General features: G+C 52.9%; 13 protein-coding genes. 6 read left to right on the top strand and 7 right to left on the bottom strand.

The genetic code is table 11. From position 1 onward, the window contains the following. Positions 1-10: 10 nt before the first annotated feature. Together XF30_RS33670 and XF30_RS33665 are read left to right on the top strand one after the other, a co-directional pair. Complete coding sequence (locus XF30_RS33670) at positions 11-1,033, top strand: ABC transporter substrate-binding protein (protein WP_109145078.1); 1,023 nt, start codon at positions 11-13, stop codon at positions 1,031-1,033. 219 nt (positions 1,034-1,252) lie between these two features. Further along, positions 1,253-2,362, top strand: a complete 1,110-nt coding sequence (locus XF30_RS33665; protein WP_146207771.1) for an O-antigen ligase family protein — start codon at positions 1,253-1,255, stop codon at positions 2,360-2,362. A 256-nt stretch (positions 2,363-2,618) separates the two neighbouring features. Here XF30_RS33665 and XF30_RS33660 read toward each other — a convergent pair whose 3' ends face one another. The 3 genes from XF30_RS33660 to XF30_RS33650 are packed head-to-tail and all read right to left on the bottom strand — an operon-like array spanning position 2,619 to position 5,805. Then, positions 2,619-3,797, bottom strand: coding sequence for a glycosyltransferase family 4 protein (locus tag XF30_RS33660; protein WP_109145076.1), 1,179 nt, complete (start codon positions 3,795-3,797; stop codon positions 2,619-2,621). Next, positions 3,794-4,555: a WecB/TagA/CpsF family glycosyltransferase gene (locus XF30_RS33655; protein ID WP_109145075.1), complete on the bottom strand. Its 762-nt coding sequence runs from the start codon at positions 4,553-4,555 to the stop codon at positions 3,794-3,796. The genes XF30_RS33660 and XF30_RS33655 overlap by 4 nt, the downstream gene beginning before the upstream one ends. 23 nt (positions 4,556-4,578) lie before the next feature. Continuing rightward, positions 4,579-5,805, bottom strand: a complete 1,227-nt coding sequence (locus XF30_RS33650; RefSeq protein WP_158284437.1) for a glycosyltransferase family 2 protein — start codon at positions 5,803-5,805, stop codon at positions 4,579-4,581. A 170-nt stretch (positions 5,806-5,975) separates the two neighbouring features. Between XF30_RS33650 and XF30_RS33645 the strand changes: the two genes are divergently transcribed. The 3 genes from XF30_RS33645 (at position 5,976) to XF30_RS33635 (ending at position 10,080) form a co-directional block, all read left to right on the top strand. Then, on the top strand, positions 5,976-7,127 hold the full coding sequence (locus XF30_RS33645) for a glycosyltransferase (RefSeq protein WP_109145073.1): 1,152 nt from the start codon (positions 5,976-5,978) through the stop codon (positions 7,125-7,127). 49 nt (positions 7,128-7,176) lie between these two features. Beyond that, complete coding sequence (locus tag XF30_RS33640) at positions 7,177-8,646, top strand: flippase (RefSeq protein WP_109145072.1); 1,470 nt, start codon at positions 7,177-7,179, stop codon at positions 8,644-8,646. Positions 8,647-8,814: 168 nt separating this feature from the next. Beyond that, positions 8,815-10,080, top strand: coding sequence for a glycosyltransferase (locus tag XF30_RS33635; protein WP_158284435.1), 1,266 nt, complete (start codon positions 8,815-8,817; stop codon positions 10,078-10,080). An 86-nt stretch (positions 10,081-10,166) separates the two neighbouring features. Here the strand turns inward: XF30_RS33635 and XF30_RS33630 are convergent, their stop codons facing one another. Next, entirely contained in the window at positions 10,167-11,285 is a 1,119-nt protein-coding gene (locus XF30_RS33630) for an acyltransferase family protein (protein WP_109145070.1), read from the bottom strand. Beyond that, complete coding sequence (locus XF30_RS33625; protein ID WP_109145069.1) at positions 11,282-12,490, bottom strand: acyltransferase family protein; 1,209 nt, start codon at positions 12,488-12,490, stop codon at positions 11,282-11,284. Before XF30_RS33625 ends, XF30_RS33630 begins: the two co-directional genes overlap by 4 nt. A 300-nt stretch (positions 12,491-12,790) precedes the next feature. On the opposite strand from XF30_RS33625, the gene XF30_RS33620 reads away from it, so the two are divergent. Then, positions 12,791-13,918 carry a glycoside hydrolase family 5 protein gene (locus XF30_RS33620; protein ID WP_146207770.1) on the top strand — a complete coding sequence of 376 codons (1,128 nt, stop codon included), beginning with the start codon at positions 12,791-12,793 and terminating at the stop codon, positions 13,916-13,918. 68 nt (positions 13,919-13,986) lie between these two features. Here XF30_RS33620 and XF30_RS33615 read toward each other — a convergent pair whose 3' ends face one another. Together XF30_RS33615 and XF30_RS33610 are read right to left on the bottom strand one after the other, a co-directional pair. Further along, a complete protein-coding gene (locus tag XF30_RS33615; protein ID WP_146207769.1) occupies positions 13,987-15,063 on the bottom strand; it encodes a glycosyltransferase family 4 protein in 1,077 nt (358 codons plus the stop codon). A 35-nt stretch (positions 15,064-15,098) separates the two neighbouring features. Then, positions 15,099-17,894: a glycoside hydrolase family 5 protein gene (locus XF30_RS33610; RefSeq protein WP_109145066.1), complete on the bottom strand. Its 2,796-nt coding sequence runs from the start codon at positions 17,892-17,894 to the stop codon at positions 15,099-15,101. Positions 17,895-18,647: the final 753 nt, after the last annotated feature.

Raw genomic sequence — 18,647 nt, 5'->3', positions numbered from 1 at the left:
ACTGATCGGAATGATCGCTCTTGCGGTGATTGCTATCGCCGGAGTGCTCTACCGAGTGCTGCGATTTGAATCGTTCCCTGTCGCGTCCCACCGCGAACCAGCTGCGCCCACAGTCGTGCTGCTCGATGGATCGTTCGGAGCCCGATTTGCCGGAGAAATGATTGCTGAGAGGGAAAGCTTCTTTGCGCACAACGTCGTGCTGCGCGCCGAGCCGAATAACCTCGATTTTGTGGCAACTGTTGTTCGCGAGCGCGCGATTGGCGTGACCAGTGGCCAGAAGTTCTTGCTTGCCGCCTGGGGTGGCGCCCCGGTGACCGCTTTCGCGGCAAGCTTGCTCGACACGTCAATCGCAATATTTACATTAGAGGCCTCTGGGCTGCGCCGCCCAGCAGACCTGATCGACAAGCGTCTCGGCTACCGTAGGGGAAGCGAGGGCGAGGTGATCTTTGATGCCATGATGGCTCAACTCCGCCTTCCACGGAGCCGGATCGTCAAGCTGCCCGACCGCGACAATTTCGACGCGTTAAGCTCAGGTGAGGTGGATGCGATCATCGCCCCTGTTGATCGGGAGCCGGCGCCATCCGAGCCTGGCTATGTCCGCCTAAATGTTATCAAACCTCAAGATTACGGGATCCATGTCCCTGGATTGGTATACTTTGCCAGTTCGGATCTCGTGCGCGATCGCCCCTCGGCCATCATGCAGGTGCTTACAGGGGTTATCAAAGGTTGGCGTTTCGTCTACGGTGACTATACGCACAGTGTGCCCGTTCTCGTCAGGTTCGACCCGGAGAGGCTGAAGCCAGAACGCATCAAGTTCGAGCTTGAACGACAGCGTGAACTCGTGCTTCCTGCGGACGGTCGGATCGCCGATTATGACGAGCGCCGTTGGCGAACTCTGCGCGACGTTCTCCTCTTTGCGAAGCTGGGGGAGCAGCAATTTCCCCTAACTCAGTTGGTCACCTATCAGTTCTTACGCGATGTCTATCGTCAACCAATTGACCGAATTGCACCGGGTGTTACTACGGGGCGTTGAGTGGGATGCAGGAGGAAGTGACTCAGGCTGCGGAGTTGCATCCAACGAGGTAAGCTCAGCTCGGCAGCGAGTGTACGTTTGGAATTGTAAGTGATTGTCCGATCCACCCAGGCGTCAACGACGTCCCTAGCATTGTCCAAACTAGAACTCGCCTTTCATAGAGGTGCTATCCACGCCATATTGCTCTGTGATCTTCTTTTTACATCGCGACTCTATAGGGTGATCGACCATCCTTCGGTTCAGCCAGCAGTGCTGGGGCTATGCGCCGCTCTGGTGATCTTCTACTCACTCGCTTCTTTGTTTCGCGGTAACGCACTGCCAGTGTTGATCGCTTTGGGCGCGGCCCTGTTAATTGTGAATCAGCTCGAGGTATTCTCGAATGTCAGCGGTCAGCCGGTTCTAGTAAACGCCGGATTCCAATACATTCTGCCTCTTACATTCATAGCTTTTTACTATGTTGCCACGTGCGGACTGCGCGAATACTTCGTTAACACGCTATTCGCCTACGCTTTCGCCTATACAGCATTCTATTTTTCGATGGTCGTATTGTATCAATTGCATACACTGCCTTCCATCCTTCTCGAGCCGCTCGTGCTGACTGACATCGAACGGGGTGAACGTCTATTCAACTACACAGGAGCCTCGACCTTCGCGTGGTTCGTGTTTTTGAGCCGAATCAGAACCTCGTTCAGCGTCCAGAATGCGGTGGGCGCTTTGATCGCAGGGGCAGCGATCGTTCTCTCGTTGTCGCGAGTTTTCATCCTGGTCATTGCGATAGTCTCAATCTTTGAGATGCTGAACTTCAAAACCCTCACGATTAGAAGGATCTGTTTGTCGGTACTTTACCTAGCGACCCTCACGTACTTATACGGCTTCCTCGACTCCAGATGGAACCCGTTCGATATCTTCTCGTCGGACTCTTCTGGCGGTGCCAGGGCGGAGGAGTACGACGTCGCGCGGCTTTTGCTTCATGGTAATTGGCTCTATGGCGTAGGAATCCCCCCGACGACCGTGGATCTGGGATATGTAACCGGCAATGAATTTTTTGCGGCTTCCGATCTTGGAACACTCGGCATTTGGTTTGACTGGGGTCTTGTGGGGTTCGTACTGTTTTTCGTCGGCTGCCACATCATCACTCGAGAGGCGCATGGAGCGGGGCAATTTCACCGCGCACTCTTTTTGACCGGTGCCTTCATCGTCGCTTACTCCGTTCTCGCGCCGCTGCCATTTTATCCGTCCGGAGCCATCTATTTCGCTGCGCTCTTGGGTATGTGGCTGAGCAGGCCGGCGCGCAGATTATTAAGAGCCCACGAGGTCAAGCCGATCTAAGTCATGCTCACAGCTGATGCGACGACGTTCCGAGGCGTTGCCCGGTTGCGCTGGCGAAGGCAGCGTCGTCTGCTCAGATCGCTCGAAATCTTTCGGCCATCCGGCAGCAACCACAGGCTTTACACGTCCCGAGTTTGATCATCCCGAAAGCGCCTCGAAAATGGCGGAAGTTTTGGGCTTGGCAGTGGGTATCACAACCGCTCAATCCCGAGCCGCACAAACACTCGACATGAACAGACCAGCTACTACTCGGTCCTCAGGACCGCTGGCACGTTGTGCCTCCGTCCGCGCGTGTCTGCTTCGACGGTTTACTCTCTAACCGCGAATACAGATCTACCAGACTTTTCATGTAATTATTGAGCTCGAATCGTTCCAAGAAAAGTCTTCTTCCCGCATCTGAAAGAGTCGCCCGGAGCGCTTGATCGCCGATTATCCGAGCTATCGCTTCTGTCAGTTGATCGACATTCCCGGGTTCGACGAACAGGCATGTTTTCTCATCTTCGAGAACTTCAGGGATTGACCCTACGGGCGTCGTGATCACTGGCTTGCCGAGGCTAAGAGACTCCAGAATTACCATAGGCAGCCCCTCCTCAAAACTGGGTAAGACCACAATGTTAGCTAATGCTAATAACTTTTGCGCCTCGCCGGCAGAGAGCCATCCGGTAAAGGAGCAGAGGTCTGAAAGTTGTAATGACGCGGCTTCTCTCTGATACCTCAGAACTTCTCCCCCCCCAGCCAAGACGGTCTTGAAGTTGATCCCCTTCTTTCGGAGTTGGGCGAGCGCCTGCAAGAGTTCGCTCACCCCCTTTCGGGGAATCAGGTGCGCCAGCATTACCAGCAGTGGAGGGCTGTGCCAGTGCGCAGCTATTTCCCTTTGGGTGGTCGGGTTCCGCACAGCGTTGTAAAGCACAACTATCTTGCTTGGGTCGACACCAATCCGGTCAACAACGAAATCTCTAGAACGCTGACCCAAGACCAGATTGAGAGTTGCCAAGCGAGATATAAAGCTCACCCATGAGCGCGTTAGGGCGTTGGCGTTTGTGAAAAATGGCGCGAGTTCAGCGCCGTGATGGTGCAGAATCGTCTTCATGCCGACCGAGTGAGCGAGCAAAAGAAGAAGACCCTTCCTCAAAAAGCTTCCGCGTTCCGAGACCTGAATATGGACAAGAGATGCTCTCCGTATCATTCGGAGTCGCAATAAGGTGAGTATTGCAGATACGAAGCGAAAAGGCGCGTGTAACACAGAACCGGCGCCGCCAGTGTCGACGACGAAAGGTTCGTAATGGCTCTCGGACTCCTCGAGGGAGGTCGCAATCAATCGGGTTACAGTTCCGATGCCGCCGTTACCGATGCGGCCCCCCGGAGACAGAATGATCAACGGTGCTCGTTTACTGCCGGTATTTGCCGGCTGGGAGCCCTTCAACAGGGAGCTCATACCAGCCCCTCGTTGTTCGATCCAAGTACTCGCTTCAATTTATAGATCCTCCAAGCGAACTTCATTCCGCCAAGTAGGTAGCGGCGGGCCAGCCGACGGGGTTCCTGACCCAGTCGAAACATCCATTCTAGTCTGGCCGCCCTTATTACCTGGGGAGCGCGTGGGAAGCGACCAGCGAAGAAGTCAAGGATGGCACCACCGTTGAAGATGAGCCTCGCACGATCTGAAGCATTAGCAATTTCGGCCGCCAACAGTTCCTGCCTGGGCATCCCCATTCCGAGGACCACGATGTCAGGATCTGAAGTTCGCACCGCGTCTAAATAGTCTGAATGGGTTTGAAAGCCGTCTAGAGCCATTACAACCTGAATGCCTCTTTCTTTAAGAGGTATTTGTGCCTGTCTCAGCCATTCAGGAGACGTGCCAAACAGAGCAACTCGCTTTCCTTTAGCTGCTTCCAGAATGCGAGGGATGAGGTCTGTACCATTCAAGTTTCGTCCTGGGCGCTGACCCAGCAGCATCATGCAGCATTCCACGCCAACCCCGTCGCGAAGGAGAAGGCCGCTATGTTGCAAGGCCACTCGGAACGTCGGCTCGACAAAGGCCAGGTTGAATGCGTGTTGATTGAGAAAAGAAACGATTGTTGGCGCCTTTATCGCCAACAGCGTTTCGATCAAGTGGTCCTCTTGTTCGCGAGTTTCGATAACATCAACCCGCTCTACCAATCGCCGCATCTCGCGCAGCGTGCTGTGCGTGCTCATCGATTACAGAACCAATCAAAATATTATGCTTTATAGGGAAGGCCAAGCCCGGCTCGCGCGAGAATTGCCGCGCGAGACCACTGACGCTGTCTGCACCAGCGGACAGCATCTCGGGCAACTAAGGCAAGGACAATCGGAAGGGAGATCTTGGAGTGTCGCCAGCAAAATTTAATAGTGCTTCTGTTCATGTAATAGTCGGAGAGGGTCGATCGGTTACCGAAATCGCTGGTACCGATTGAAGCTCCGACCTTATGTCGTACAATGGATTGCGGGGCGTATGCCAACTTGAAGCGTCCCCGCGATCGCTCTGCCCAATCGAGCTCTTCGAAGTACAGAAAATAGTCCTCACACATCAATCCAACTTGTTCGAGAAAGGTGCGGGTGACCAGCATGGAGGCGCCGCTCACGAAGCGAAGCTCGTTTTCAATGCGAGCGCGGTCGATCGGCTCAGAAAGAGGTAGCCCCATTCCTAAAGAATAGGCTTTTCCTCTGAACCTCTTGAACCCGCCTCCGGCTAGATTTTGAACAACGTCCGGCTTGTCAAAGTAAACGAGTGTGGAACCGCAAATCCCTATGCGATCATCCTCGCTAACCCTCTCCAACAACCGATCCAATGCATCAACAGCGACAGTTGTGTCGTTGTTCAGGAGCCAGAAGTACGAATGGCCACCAGCCAAAGCGTATCGCAGGCCGACGTTATTGCCGCCCGCGAAGCCTAAATTTGAATCGCTTCGGATCAATGTGATACCGCATTGATCCGACGACGTCGCTGTGTGAGGTGCAGTCTCTAAAAATCTAAATTCCACGCTCTTCCGACCTAAGATCGATCGCTCGGCATTGATCTCAGGAAGATTGTCGATCAGCCACTTCTGAATTCTGTAAAACGATCCATCGGTTGAGCCGTTGTCACAAACTACAATGCTTACATCTCGATTAAGTTGCAGGAGGCTTCGAATACATTCAATCGTGTCCTTCCAGCCATTCCAATTAACAATGACAACCGCGACCGACATTGCAATGCACATCTCAGGTTTACAGAACTGAAGTATTATGATGAAACGTATATAGAAGATTCCCCAAAAATGAAGCGAACAATAAGGGGAAGGTGAGAATTGGTGAAGACGAAAGGTTAGCAAGGATAGACGGTTATCGGCTTTCTGATCAATCGATTCGGTGCCCCACTCGTCAGCTTTTCTAATGCTGGACAGCGGCGCGATGTTAATTTGGGCAGGCTGCGGGGCTGATTGCATTTGCATTATGCAGGATCGGGGGCATCGAACCTGGCGTTGCCTCGCTTCGAGCATTGCTGCCCGTCGAGTTGATCAGCATGGCCCGTGATAGATTAGGCAAAGTCTCTCGATCGTTAGGGTTTTAGCCGTTTCCGAAATCCTACATCCTCGAAGACATCGACGTTTGGTGAATGCGAATGATTGAAGTGTGCTTTGTGACCAAGGCTTGGCGTGCAGGGGCGGCTTGGGTCGCTCAGATGACCGTTCAAGCAATCGCAGAGCAGGGGGCTTCCGTCGCCATGATTGCTCCGCTGGCCGAGCCCTCCACTCGCGAACCCCGACATCCTAATCTGGTGCGCATCCTGGTTGGTCGCGAACTCACGGAGGGCGGCACGGGTCTCACTCGTGCGCTCGCTTCTCTACGCCGGGTAGTCGGTACATGGCGGGCGGTAGTTTGGATGCGGGCACGAACTCGCACATATGTCTTCAGTATCCCGGATCCCCTAATCTTTACGCTACCATTACTAATTGTGCTCCGTCTCTCCGGGGCTCGGGTAATCTTCCTAGTTCATGACGCTGTCCCTCACGCCTTTCGCTTCAGCGGTGTTCTTCGCAGTGTAGAGTTGGCTACTCATAAGCTGTCTTACCGTCTTGCAAATCTGCTTATTGTGATGACGAAGGCGCTTCGGGACGAACTAGTTGAGAAGCACGGTCTCAGCTCGGCGAAAATCGTCGTGATTCCCCACGGGGCGTTCAAGATTGAGCCGGTCGCGCCATGTCCTGGGTCAGGGCGTTTTTTCTTATTTGGAACGTTCCGACGGAACAAAAGTGTCCTCGAAGCGATCAAGGCCGTGATCCTCGTACGAAGATCTGATCCTAGCGTCTCGCTGATGTTGGCCGGCGAGCCTCACCCGCACGAGCTGGACTATTGGCAGGAATGCCAAGGAGCAATGTTAATGGATCCGGCGGCGTTCGATGTGAAAGTTGGCTTCTTACCGGATGAAGAGTTACCTGCATATATTGTAGATGTTGACGCGTTCCTGTTGGCGTACCGAGATTTCAATTCGCAAAGCGGCGTGGGTGTGCTCGCCGGGCTTGCAGGTCGCCCTGTTATAGGAACCCGAGCCGGAGGGCTCTCAGAGCTGTTCGATGATGGGTTAAGCGGTATTCAAATCGAGGGCCCGCCTACTCCTGAGTCGATTGCAAGCGCCATTCGAGCTTTTCGAGTGCAGCCAATCGATCACTGGCGTCATCTAGCGTCGCATGCCGCGGTAAAGCTTGAGGGTGCACTGTCGTGGAATGCAATTGCGATGCGCTATCTCGGGTTTGTTCGGCGAGATTGAGCGCGACTAGCAAGCGCAACGCGGGAACGTAGCGTATAGGATCTGTATAATGTCTGTCGAGCGAGCAAGCAGGCCTAAGAGCTTAGTGCGAAACTACCTGCTAAATGCGGCGGGCGCTAGCTTGCCTTTAGTAGTCACTCTGTTTGTGCTTCCCATCTACATCTCCAAGATCGGAGCGGATCGCTACGGAATGCTTTCGCTGATTTGGGTTCTGGTGGGCTACGTCGGCTTTCTCGATTTTGGTTTATCGAGGGCGTCTGCCAATGCTCTGAGTCGACTTGCTTCGGCGGGACCTGAGGAGAGAGTGCCGGTCCTGCTTTCATCCTTTTACCTTAACCTGGGGTTGGGAGTAACCGGCGCAGTCATAATATATGCGATGGGACACGTAGTCCTTCTTCACACCCAACTCGTCGGTGCGCAATTCAAGTCGGAGATAATTGAGGCGCTCCCTTGGATAGCTTTGATGCTTCCGCTCAATATGCTTGCCGGTGTGGGAGCGGGAGCGTTAGAGTCTCGTGAGCGATTCCTTGAATCAAACATCTTCTCGATCGGAAATGGGGTTTTAGGACAAGTCCTTCCGTTGTGCGGAGCCCTGATTTTTGGACCGGCTCTAAGTGTACTCGTTTTAGCGACGTTCCTTGGTAGAGCATTCACAGCCTTTTGTGTTTTGTTGTACGTTCATTACACCGAGCGTCCCATTAGTTTTCGAAATTGTGGCTCGCACGTGAAAGCGCTGCTCGGCTACGGCGCCTGGGTCAGTGTCACAAGCATGATCAGCCCGCTTCTGGATACTGCGGATCAGTTGATTATTGGAAAGCTGCTTGGACCTTCCGCTGTAGCTCACTACTCCGTGCCAATGAACATGGCTACGCGATCGCAGATACTCGCGTTCGCTCTTGCTAAAACGGTGTTCCCTCGTCTTTCAAATCTAACCGACGTCGATGCGAAGGCACTAGCATCGCGTGCGACGATCACGCTGGCATACGGTTTTGCGATGGTATGTGCGCCCGCCATTCTCCTGTCTCGACCATTCTTGACTCTCTGGCTGGGTGAGGAGTTCGCTCGGTTTTCTGCTCCGATAGCTCCCTTTCTCATTTTCGGCGCGTGGATAAATGGTGTTGCCTTCATCCCGTTCACGTTTTTGCAGAGCCGCGGGCGCCCGGATCTCACCGCAAAGATACATATATATGAGATCGCTCCGTTTCTCGCGTCGGTTTGGCTATTTTCAGAATGGTTCGGGTTAGTCGGAGCGGCTTTAGCTTGGACCCTGCGGGTGACAATCGATTTTGCAGCTCTACTTGCTGTGGGAAAGATCGATTCTTTGATTTGGTGTAAGCTAATGCCGTCCACTGGTATTATGGTCGCAAGCGGCTTAGCAACCATGTTCGTTGGTGACTCAACAAGCGCAATACTTGTTGCGCTTCTCTTTGGAGTTGTTCTTGCTGGCAGCGCGCTAACCTGGGACAAGCAGTTTCGAGCCCTGCTGCTGGCCCGTGTTCCTGTTGCTAGTTCGGGCTAGGTGCGTGCTTGCCCATGAATCTTGGTAACATCTTGTTTTTAGGTGAAGGCAAATGCATGGAGCGCGTCCCCTGCCTCAAATCGATGCAAATGGGTTGATTTGATGGGGCGACAAGCGGGACAGGCGTCGATAACTAGCGTAGGCGGAGGTAGTCCAAGGAGAGGCTACATGGATTATGTCCTAGCAGTTCAGACACCAGCATACGCATTGTCCCCTGGCTGCTTTGCTACTGAAAGTGCTTTTGGAGAGCACCTAAAAGAACTCCGAAAATCCATTGGCGGCGACTATCGGCTGGTGCTTCTTGCGCCTCAGCTTGATGAAGGAGAGTACAAGCGTCAAAGAACTCACTATGTTACGTTTGATAGTGAGAGAGACGCGATTGCATTTGTGCCCGCCTATCCCGCGGCGGCTTCCCTTCATAGATTCTGGCTCTGGCACGCCCTGCCGTTGCTCTCGTTATTGAATCGCGTGATTGCACGGACTGCGATCGTGCACTCTGGGCTGTCGACGGATGTTCGACGGCCAATGCTCCTATTTGTGAACATCGTAGGGCGACTCCATCGACGCCCAGTAATATTCATCGTCGATATCGATTTTCGCCCGCACGCTAGTCAACAGTTGCATACGGGGGAAATTAGCGTCTGGAAATACCTGCTCCATCGCCTAGTCACAAACGTGTTCAAGGAAAGCCAGCTAAGGTTGGCGATTCAGAGCAGCCAGCTGGTCATGCTCAAGAGCCAGTCGATGGTTAATCAATTCGCCAAAGGACTACCTCACGTAAAGAATTTTTTTGATGCGGTCCACACTGACAAAGACATACTTTCTGATGTGCAGATGGAAGCAAGATCTTCCTGGCTACGACGAGGAGACTCGGTTTTAAGCCTTTGTTATTTCGGTCGGCTCGTGCCCAGCAAAGGCGTTGATCGGATGATAGATGCCATCAGGCTCGCGCGTGACCAGGGAAGTAGCGCCGTGCTGACTGTGATTGGCGATGGCCCCTTGCGGGAAGTTCTCGCTTCGCGCGTGAGTGATTGCGGTCTTCAAGACCGAGTTAAATTCGTCCCCCAAGTTCCTTATGGACGACAATTGTTTGAGCTCCTGCAGGAGCAGCACGTTACGCTCGCCGCTCCAGTGATCGAAGACACTCCTCGAGCTGCTTTCGATTCAATGGCGCGCGGTTTGCCGTTGATCGCTTTCGACATCTCTTATTTCCGTGATCTCGCCGAACTGAGTAATGCGATCGCTCTAGCGAAGTGGCCGTCTCCAGCTGCATTGGCAGAACGGATAATTGAGCTTGATAAGGACCGGGAGCGCCTAGCTGTCTTGGCTCTGCACGGAATAGAGTTTGCGCGACTGAACACTCAGCAGATTTGGCTGGAGCGTAGGGCGCAATGGACGCGTGAGTTTTGCAGCGTCGAACCATCCGCAAAGTAGACGAGCGTTGCTCAGGCTGAGGCTTGCAAATTGGCAGTTGCAAATTGGCAGCTTTGGCCGAGCGAAGCAGCTCCTCAATCAAGGCCTTATATAGACTCTAACGCTGTTGATTCATGGTGTTTTGGCTGCCGTTCGCGCGCTGCGAGCAGTCTGATAAGAGGGCGCTCACACATTGTGTAAACCAGAGCTGCGAGCGCAAATGCGAGAGCAATTGCGAATGGAGCCGAGAGATACCATGAAATGGAAGTCTTCCTTGCCAAAAAGAGTACTGCGGAAATGGCGAATAGATGGCACAAGTACAAGGAGTATGAAGCGTCTCCGAAGAAAAGGAAAATTGACGAAGGTTTGTTTTGCAATGCTCTCTCAAGGCAAATCATTCCAGCTACAAAACCGACAGCGGGGAGTCCGAATGTAACTAGGCGTGGATAGTCGAACCGTATGAACAATACTGCGGCAAGACAGAGGCTGCCGCAAACGAGGACAAATCCCATGGAAAATGGAAGCTGTTCCAGAGTGCGTCGCGATCGTCCGAGATAAAGACCGAATAGAAACTCCATGAGAAGTTGATTGGTATAGACGATCCAAATCGGAGCGCTAGAGTTCATGCAGGCTCCCACTATAGCGAGCGTTGTGAAAACTGAGGTTATGATCAGTAAGCGGTTACGGAACAAACTTGGAAGCAGGCAGATCCCGAATACCAAGTAGAAGAACATCTCATAATTGAGAGTCCAGCCCGGTCCAAGCAAGGGCGCGATCAGGTCGGGGTACGCCGAGTTACTATAGTAGTGAGGGATGAAGAGATACGATTGTATCGCGCTCGTCGTCGTCACTTTAGTTGCGGCCAGAAGTCCCGGAGCAATAATGCCGATGACGACTATGACGCTAGTGAAAAGCCAGTATAGCGGGACGATGCGCCTTATGCGGCGTAGCCAAAAATCGACCGGCGTCATTTGCCTGGCTTCGGTTGTGACCCACATAATGAAGCCGCTGATGACGAAGAAGATGTCTACGCCAATTCCGCCAAAGTTATACTCTGTCGGAATCTTTGAGCCCGGGAGGATGTCCATTGCGTGACCTACCAGCACGAAAGTAGCTGCAATGGCTCGAGCGTATTGGATTCCAACATAGACAGGCATAATCGGGGGCAACCTGGCCTCTCTCGCTACTGCACCGGTGGGCAATTGAAGTAAAGTAGGAGAGGTCATCCGGCCATGCTCTTTCGAGATGTGAGATCGCAAAGCTCGGGCGCTGCTGTAGCAGTCTTGTCGCCAGAAGCGGAGTTCGTGACCAGCTTGCGGAGTTTTAGAGCCGGCCGCTCGACCACGTAGTAGGAGCAAGCGGCGAGTACAAAAGTGAGAGCTAATTGCAGGAACAAGCTTAGAAAGTTTGGGAGCTGGAATACCCACGAACTGAAGAGGAATATGATGCCCCCGTGCCAAACATAGAGTGAGTAGCTGATCTGGCCTATCCAGCGCACAATGAACTGATTGAGCAAATAATTTAGAGCGGGAAATGGCTGCCCGAACACCACGCCACAGAGCATTGGGATGAGAGCTAGGCCCTGGATCGTAAAGCGTAGCGTGTTCTGAAAATATGGGTCACGAATAGCGTAAGAAGACAGCAACACGATCGTTCCGATTAGAAAGGCTGTGCGACTTGCTAAAATCTTGATGATATAGCGATAAGACTCAACTTGAACGAGGCATGCCACCATAGCGCCAAAAGCAATAGAATCGGCTCGTGTCTCTGAATGTCTATAGATCCAAAGTGTCTTCTCTATGCCTGGCCAAATAAAGCAGTACAGATATCGAAGAAGCAACGTGGCGGCGCACACGGCAAGGGTGGCCCGCAGCATGGCGAGCGGGCTACCTCTGAAGCAAATGAAGGCAAGGGGAGCAAAAAGATAGAAATGCTCCTCCACTGAGAGTGACCATAAGACGCCGATCGGGAGGATAGACGATTCTCCAACGATCTCCTGATGCGCGGTCAGGTAGTTCCAAAAGTAGAACAATACTGAAGTAACCTCGAACGCGTTGATATCTCCTCCCCGAGCCGCCTGCACTGTCAGAACAATGGCGAGATAGACAAGCAGTACGGGATAAAGACGAACAATCCGTCTGAGGTAAAAGGCTTTGAGATCGAGCTGACCAGATTCGCTGGCCTCCGCGAAAAACAGTCGTGTGATAAGAAAGCCGCTTACAAGAAAAAATACATCTAGCCCAAGCGCGCTTATGCCAATCATTGACGACGGCAGGATTAGGTGGCCGAGGAGAACGAGCATGACGCTGCCGGCGCGGAGACCATCGAGCGATGGAATGGTCTGTCCGCTTCGGGCGGGCCAATCGTTAGCGGCGATACTTATCGAATCTGTGGGTAACCATTTGCGGAGGAGGCGGCTATGGATCAACATAAGTTCGTGGCTTCCAGTACGAATTCCATAGAGAGGCGGAATCTTCTAAAGTTTACCCGCGGGTGGAATGAGGGCCTAGAAATGTTGTCTTCATTACATGAACTGAAAGGGAAATACGAGGTCTAGGAGAGGGCTGCCAGCCGTAAGTAGTCGGATCGTTAATCACAACCACAATAGCGTCTTTGACGCTCCAGATTGCGATAAACAAGCCATAAGACGTGTATCTGAGCCGAATTCGCCTTCACCGGAGGGCGTCGATTTATCCTGGTGCTTATAGGTGTGGTCTCCTGAGGTGTCGTCGTGCTGTCTTTGATCCTTCGCCAGCGAACCGTGGTGCAATTAGCCGCGTGTTTGATGGTAGCCCTCGCCAATTCAGCGTGCACAGGTTCAGATGTTCGTCCGCAGCCAACCAAATCTCCGATGCTGCGGGGAATCAACTTGTCTGGCCAGATTTACGCGAATGGTGAATTGTTTCCGGCTAACTCTGCAATCAACTACTTTCTCGTTGAGAAGAGAATGAACTTCGTAAGACTGCTCGTCGGATGGGAGCAGTTGCAGCCGGAATTGTTTGGTGCGCTAGATGTCAAGCAGGTCTCAGAAATTGACGCTCAAGTCAGGGCGATCGTCAAGTTAGGTGGGAAGGTCCAGATTGAGATCCACAGCTTTGGCAGGCGTTCGATCGAAGGGGTCGAGTACGTGGTGGGCGAAACAGAAAAGGTGTCACTCGATCACTTCGCGGATCTCTGGCAGAAGATAGCAGCGCGCTGGAGAGACTATGAGGATGTGATATTTGAACTTCAGAACGAGCCGCACGATCAAGATACTCGTACTCTGATCGATGCGCAGAACGCAGCCATCGCTGCAATCAGAAGAGTCGGTGCAAAGAACCTTATTGTAGTCTCAGGAAATGACTGGAGCCATCCAGGTTGGTTTTCCAAGCGCGAAAACCGGACATGGGCGGCAGCCATTCATGACCCGCTCAACAATTTTGCATTCTCTATCCACCACTACTTTGACAAATATAGCGCTGGCAAAGACTGTTACGTTCAGTCAACCTCGCCGAGTGACTTCGATGAATTTGTTAGATGGGCAAGGCTAACGGGGCGACGCGCAATGGTGGGAGAGTTTGCTGCCTGCGCAACCAAGGACGGCCACAAAGCCGTTACAGAGCTTCTAAACTATGTCGAGAAGAATGCGGACGTATTCTTTGGCTGGGCGTGGTGGGCCGGCGGAGGCTGGTGGCAGGACGATTACATTTTTCTCCTGGATCCGTATGCGTCCCAGTGGGACAAAAACAGCCCGGATCGAAACGTGGCGTTGGGCGGCAACGGACGAGCGACAACGTGGGCGCACCCACGAAAAGATAGGCCGCAGATGAAGTACTTGGAGCCCTATTTGAGTGCGACTGGTCCACTTAACGAGAACTAAAGAATTGGCGGGAAAGCGGACTATATGAATTAATTACGCTAGGGCGGACAGAAGCGACTGTATTTCGCCTAGTTCCGATCATCCAACCTGGCCGCGAGTTCACGTAGAGAAGCAGCTATTTCGTGGACATACCTTTCAAGCTGATGCCTCTCTGCGGCTATCGTTGCCCCCTGCTCGGATAGTCTCTCTCGCTCCTCACGATCCTCAAGTATCTGAACTATTGCACTCCGCATGTCGCTTACATTGCCCGGTTCTACCGTCACGATCTGTCCTGGAGCATTTAGGTATTTTTCAAGTCCCTTGGTTTTGGTCGCAACGATCGGCCTGCCACACGCCAAACCTTCCATGAGTCCTTGAACGCCGGCCGCATACGAATTCGGAAAAAGAGCTACTACGACGGCATCAGCATTTCTGTAAAGTTGAAGCAAATCCGGCCAGCTATAGAATCGCCGCGTCATATTGGCAGGTAATTGTTCCGGGAACGCGCGCGAGGCAGACCTCGTGTCGGAAGAAAAGCCGCTTATGCACACATCTATATCAAGATCTGACGTTGCTTTTGCCAAGGTCGTATAGTCGCGCCGCTCAAGGCCGACGCTCACTATGGACGGCCGCGCCTTATTGGGCGAAGCGGCTCCCGGCGTGAAAAAGCGCGTATCAGTTTGGTCCCATACGAATTTCACGCGTCGGCTAGACAGCCTCAGGAACTCGCGAAGGAAGGCAGCCTGCGGCTCCGCAACTGTAAAGAAAAGATCCACCCTGCTTTTCATGCGAAATGCTTGGAGCGCAAGGCGCTTCTTTCGGCTATCCACTGAATGGGCCATAACGGCCAAGCCAACTTGAGGCAGATTCCCGCAGAGTGCGGCGACGGGTGCCGCTATGTCTTCGCCAGTGCAGAAGATAACGTCGCCGGAAGCCACTTTCTTGCGAAGAGATCTTGCGATCGTCCACCAGAGCGGCGAAGTTCGCGAGAGTTTGCCTAGCAATTTGTCCCATAGGCTGGGGGTCAGTCCGGCCCCGTCATGGACCTGGGCATTAAGCAGCCTGGAAAGTTCGGCCATAGAGTGGCGAGGTGAGAGACCAAGCTCAGCCTTCCTGGTGAAGCCTGCCAGGTCTGTAGGTCGATTTAGCACAACGTGATAAGGCATCTCATCCTCGTCTATTGCAGTCAATCGGTGCTCGGCTATGCAAACAATAGCTGAGATGACGCCTGACTCTGCAGCCAAATGCTCTCAAAGTCTGAGGCCAGATTATCGGGGAGAGCCGAATGCGAAGAGGAATCTACACCGCTGAGGTAGCCCTGAGAGGCCAGCAGACCAGCCGCTTGGGCGCCTTCAAGCCCGTTGTGCGCGATCATCGAAAGTTCTTTCCAAGACGAGTCGAATATTGTGGTTGTCCAAGTCCCCAGATCGTTGCTGATTTGATCAACGACATGGGAGCCGTCGATGCTGACGTGATCAATCGCAATAACCCTTCCGAATGAATCGATTTGCTGACGTTCAGTGATTTGCCAATCGGCACTGAAGGTATCGATCGTTGCTGGAGACGAGAGCCCTGGCGAAAAGTTCGTGACAGTGTGCGTACCGTCTGGGTTCTCAATCAAGGTCTGAAACAAAAAGCCTTTATCGTCGAATTCGGTGCGATTCACAAGCTGCCAGTTCGAATCGTACAGCTCTGATTTTAGGACCTTGTCCGATCCAGGTTCAAATGTTTCGACAGTATGACTATTGTCGGGATTTACGTGATCTATTGCAGTGACGGCTCCGCTTGAGTCGAGTTGAAACCGCTCAGTAAGTCTCCAAGACTGATCGAAAACATCGATTGTCGATGGCGTTTGCTGTGTAGTGAGATAGGTGGCGAGCACATGCGACCCATCTTGCTGCTCCTCGAGAATCGAAACGACATGGCCGGCTGCATCAAACGTCGTGCGGCTCGTAAGCGCCCAGCTCGAATTGTAAGTCGCCGAGGAAACAAGGTGGCCTGTCGGTTGACCATCAAAAGTATGAACGATGTGATCACCATTGCTCAAGAGGCGATCTATGTCTGTCATTGCTCCTGCTGAATTGTAGTGCGTGCGCTGGAGGAGTTGACCGTTGTCCGCGAAGAGATCTACGTGGGAGATGTTGGACAGTTCATTGTAGTGACTGATCTGATGTTGACCTGTTTCAAGAACCTTTTCGACGGAGGATAGCTCTCCCTGGGATGAGTAGGTTGTGCGAGAGATTAAACTCCAAGAGCTGTCGTAGACCTCGGTGCTGATGACTTGAGAAGAACCGGGATATGCATATTTCGTTGTCGTGTACGTGTTGTCCAGATTGCTGATGGTGCGTGAGCTAAGCTGCCACTCTGAGTTGAGAATCTCTATTTGAGTGGGAATGTCGCTTCCGGACCTGTACAAACTGATCTCGTGATCGCCGCTTTCTAGCGTCCTCTGAACCTTCGTAACATTGCCCGAGGCGTCGAAGTACGTATGAGAGACGTCAGCCCAAGTAGTCGAATACATGTTTTTGACGGCGATGTACATCCCGGTTGCGTCATACTCGTCGATGACGTTGTTGCCATGAGCGTCTCGATGATGGACGGTGGAGAGTGTTCCGCTATCTTCATACGTCGTGCGAGAAATGAACGACCATTGAGAGTCGTAGATGGTCTTAGCTGTTACGGCGCCATCCTTGAAATCGGTGGAGACGTGTGCGCCGCCCGGTTCGTTGATCAAACGCGTGCTTAAGGAGCCGTCCGAACTGTAGGTTTCGATGCTCGTCGCGTTCTTAAGCTCGTCAAAGAGCTGTACGACCTTGCTTCCGTCATCATTGATTGATGTCTCTTGCAGGAGGCGTTCTGCACTGTCAAAGATTTGAACCACCCTTGCACTTGGCGAATCGGAGTTCTGGAAGGTAGTCAGTTCGTATGTGCCGTCGGATTGTGCGACAATAGTTTTACGAGCATTGCCATTTGCGTCAAATATCGTCCGCGAAGTCAGATGTTCGAATGCGTCGTAAATGTCAGTGATTGTAGGCGAAGTGATGCCATCGACCAGCGTATCTATCTGAGTGCCGCCGTTACTCAAAATTGTCCGCACGAAGTGCGCGCCGGTGTATTTTTGAAGAACGGCCATCTGCGGCTGGTCCAGAATGCCCAGGCCAGGTTCGACAGAAAACATGTAGTCGTTCCAGCTCGGACCTGCGGCCCAATAGGTGCCGCCCTGCCAGACGTCATCATTCGCACTCATGTATGCGAGCATGTTGTCGAGTGCCGTAAGCGCAGTCGGATTGTTCGCGACGCCAAACTCGCCTAAGAACAACTTTGCGCCGGAGTCTCGGGCCCAAGCTGTAATAGCTTCGAGGCGCTCCACACCGATGGTCTCTGAGACTACCCAACTGTTTTGACCCGACGTATCATCGAGATATTGGTGAACTTCGAAGGCGTAGTTGTTGGCGCTATCGACAATTGCGCCTGGTGCTCCCAAGACTGTGGCATTCGTGGAAGTAGTCCAAGAGAATGCTCCATCCCAATAGAGTCCTGGCACCAGGATCTGTTGAGAGGTTGCTCCGCTGTCCCTTATCGAAGCGATCGCAGCATTGACAGCAGAGAGCCAAGTGTCTGCCGATTGGAGTTGCGGTTCGTTCATTAGTCCAAAGACGATGTCGGGATTGTCTGCGAATACCCCAGCCAACTTGCCCCACAGATCGGCAAAGGAGGAGATTGGTGTTTGCTCGGTTCCGATCAGATTGCCGTAGCCGTAGCCATAATTATGAACATCAATGATAACGTGTGCGCCCTTGGCAGTCGCGTAAGAGGCGATGGACTCCAGCTTTTGAATAAATGCGGGATCCAGCGGGCCATTCTGCGTAGGCTGCAAGTTCTCCCACGAGACCTGTAGTCGAACCGTGCTCATTCCTTTGCTAGCGAAGTAATCCATTTCACTTTCAGTTGGAAAAAGACCGTAGTCCGCACCGGTGAGGTTTATTCCAAGTTCCATATCCGCCGCCCATTTTTCGATGTTTCAAGTCGATCTACCGTAGAAACGTCGGCGTCTGCCTAAGCTTGTTTTTGCAATTTTATCGATGTTGGACACGGTGAGGGCAGGATGCTTCAGCATGCGCGGAGAGCAGAGTCTGTCAGCGGTGGGGTGTTGGAGCATTACTGCGTTGTCGAGCTGTACGGAAAGGTAGTGCGTCAAAGGTGCATCACGTCTACTCGCAAATGGGCCTTTGCTCGCCAACGCTCGAGACCGGCGTGGCGGCGATCATGCGCGTACAGGCTCTCGGGTAAGAAGGTGTAGGCAGCAAGCTGCCGACTCGTCGTCTGCCTCACCCTGCATTTGGACTCTTTGCAGACTGCATTCTGACAAAGGGGGAGAGCTTTACTTGTGGTCGGGAATTCGAAGGGGCGCACTTGGCCACACCGGTACCGCTAGGAGAAGAGTGTCATCCTCGGCGAATTCTGTGCCCAGTAGTTAATAAAATCTCCGGGTCACGATACGGCAAATTAACCAAGTTCATTCTAGATCGCCGAATTTGCGATCGAGAATGCCTTGCCACCGTAGCGCCGAAAAACCACTAGGATGATGGCGGGGCGGCCGGCATGAACGGGCCGGTCAAAAGACGAAGGCGACTCGGACCTTTGGCTAGAACCGCCGTGGCCTCCCAGCCGGCGGCGGTTTCGATTTGATACAATCGCCTGCAGAAGGCGCGCCGACTAGCCAACAACAATATCAGGCCCGGGGGGCGAA

Origin of the sequence: Bradyrhizobium sp. SUTN9-2 (genome assembly GCF_003122645.1) — a bacterium.
Lineage (GTDB): Bacteria > Pseudomonadota > Alphaproteobacteria > Rhizobiales > Xanthobacteraceae > Bradyrhizobium > Bradyrhizobium yuanmingense.
This window is presented reverse-complemented; position numbering and strand designations above follow the sequence as displayed.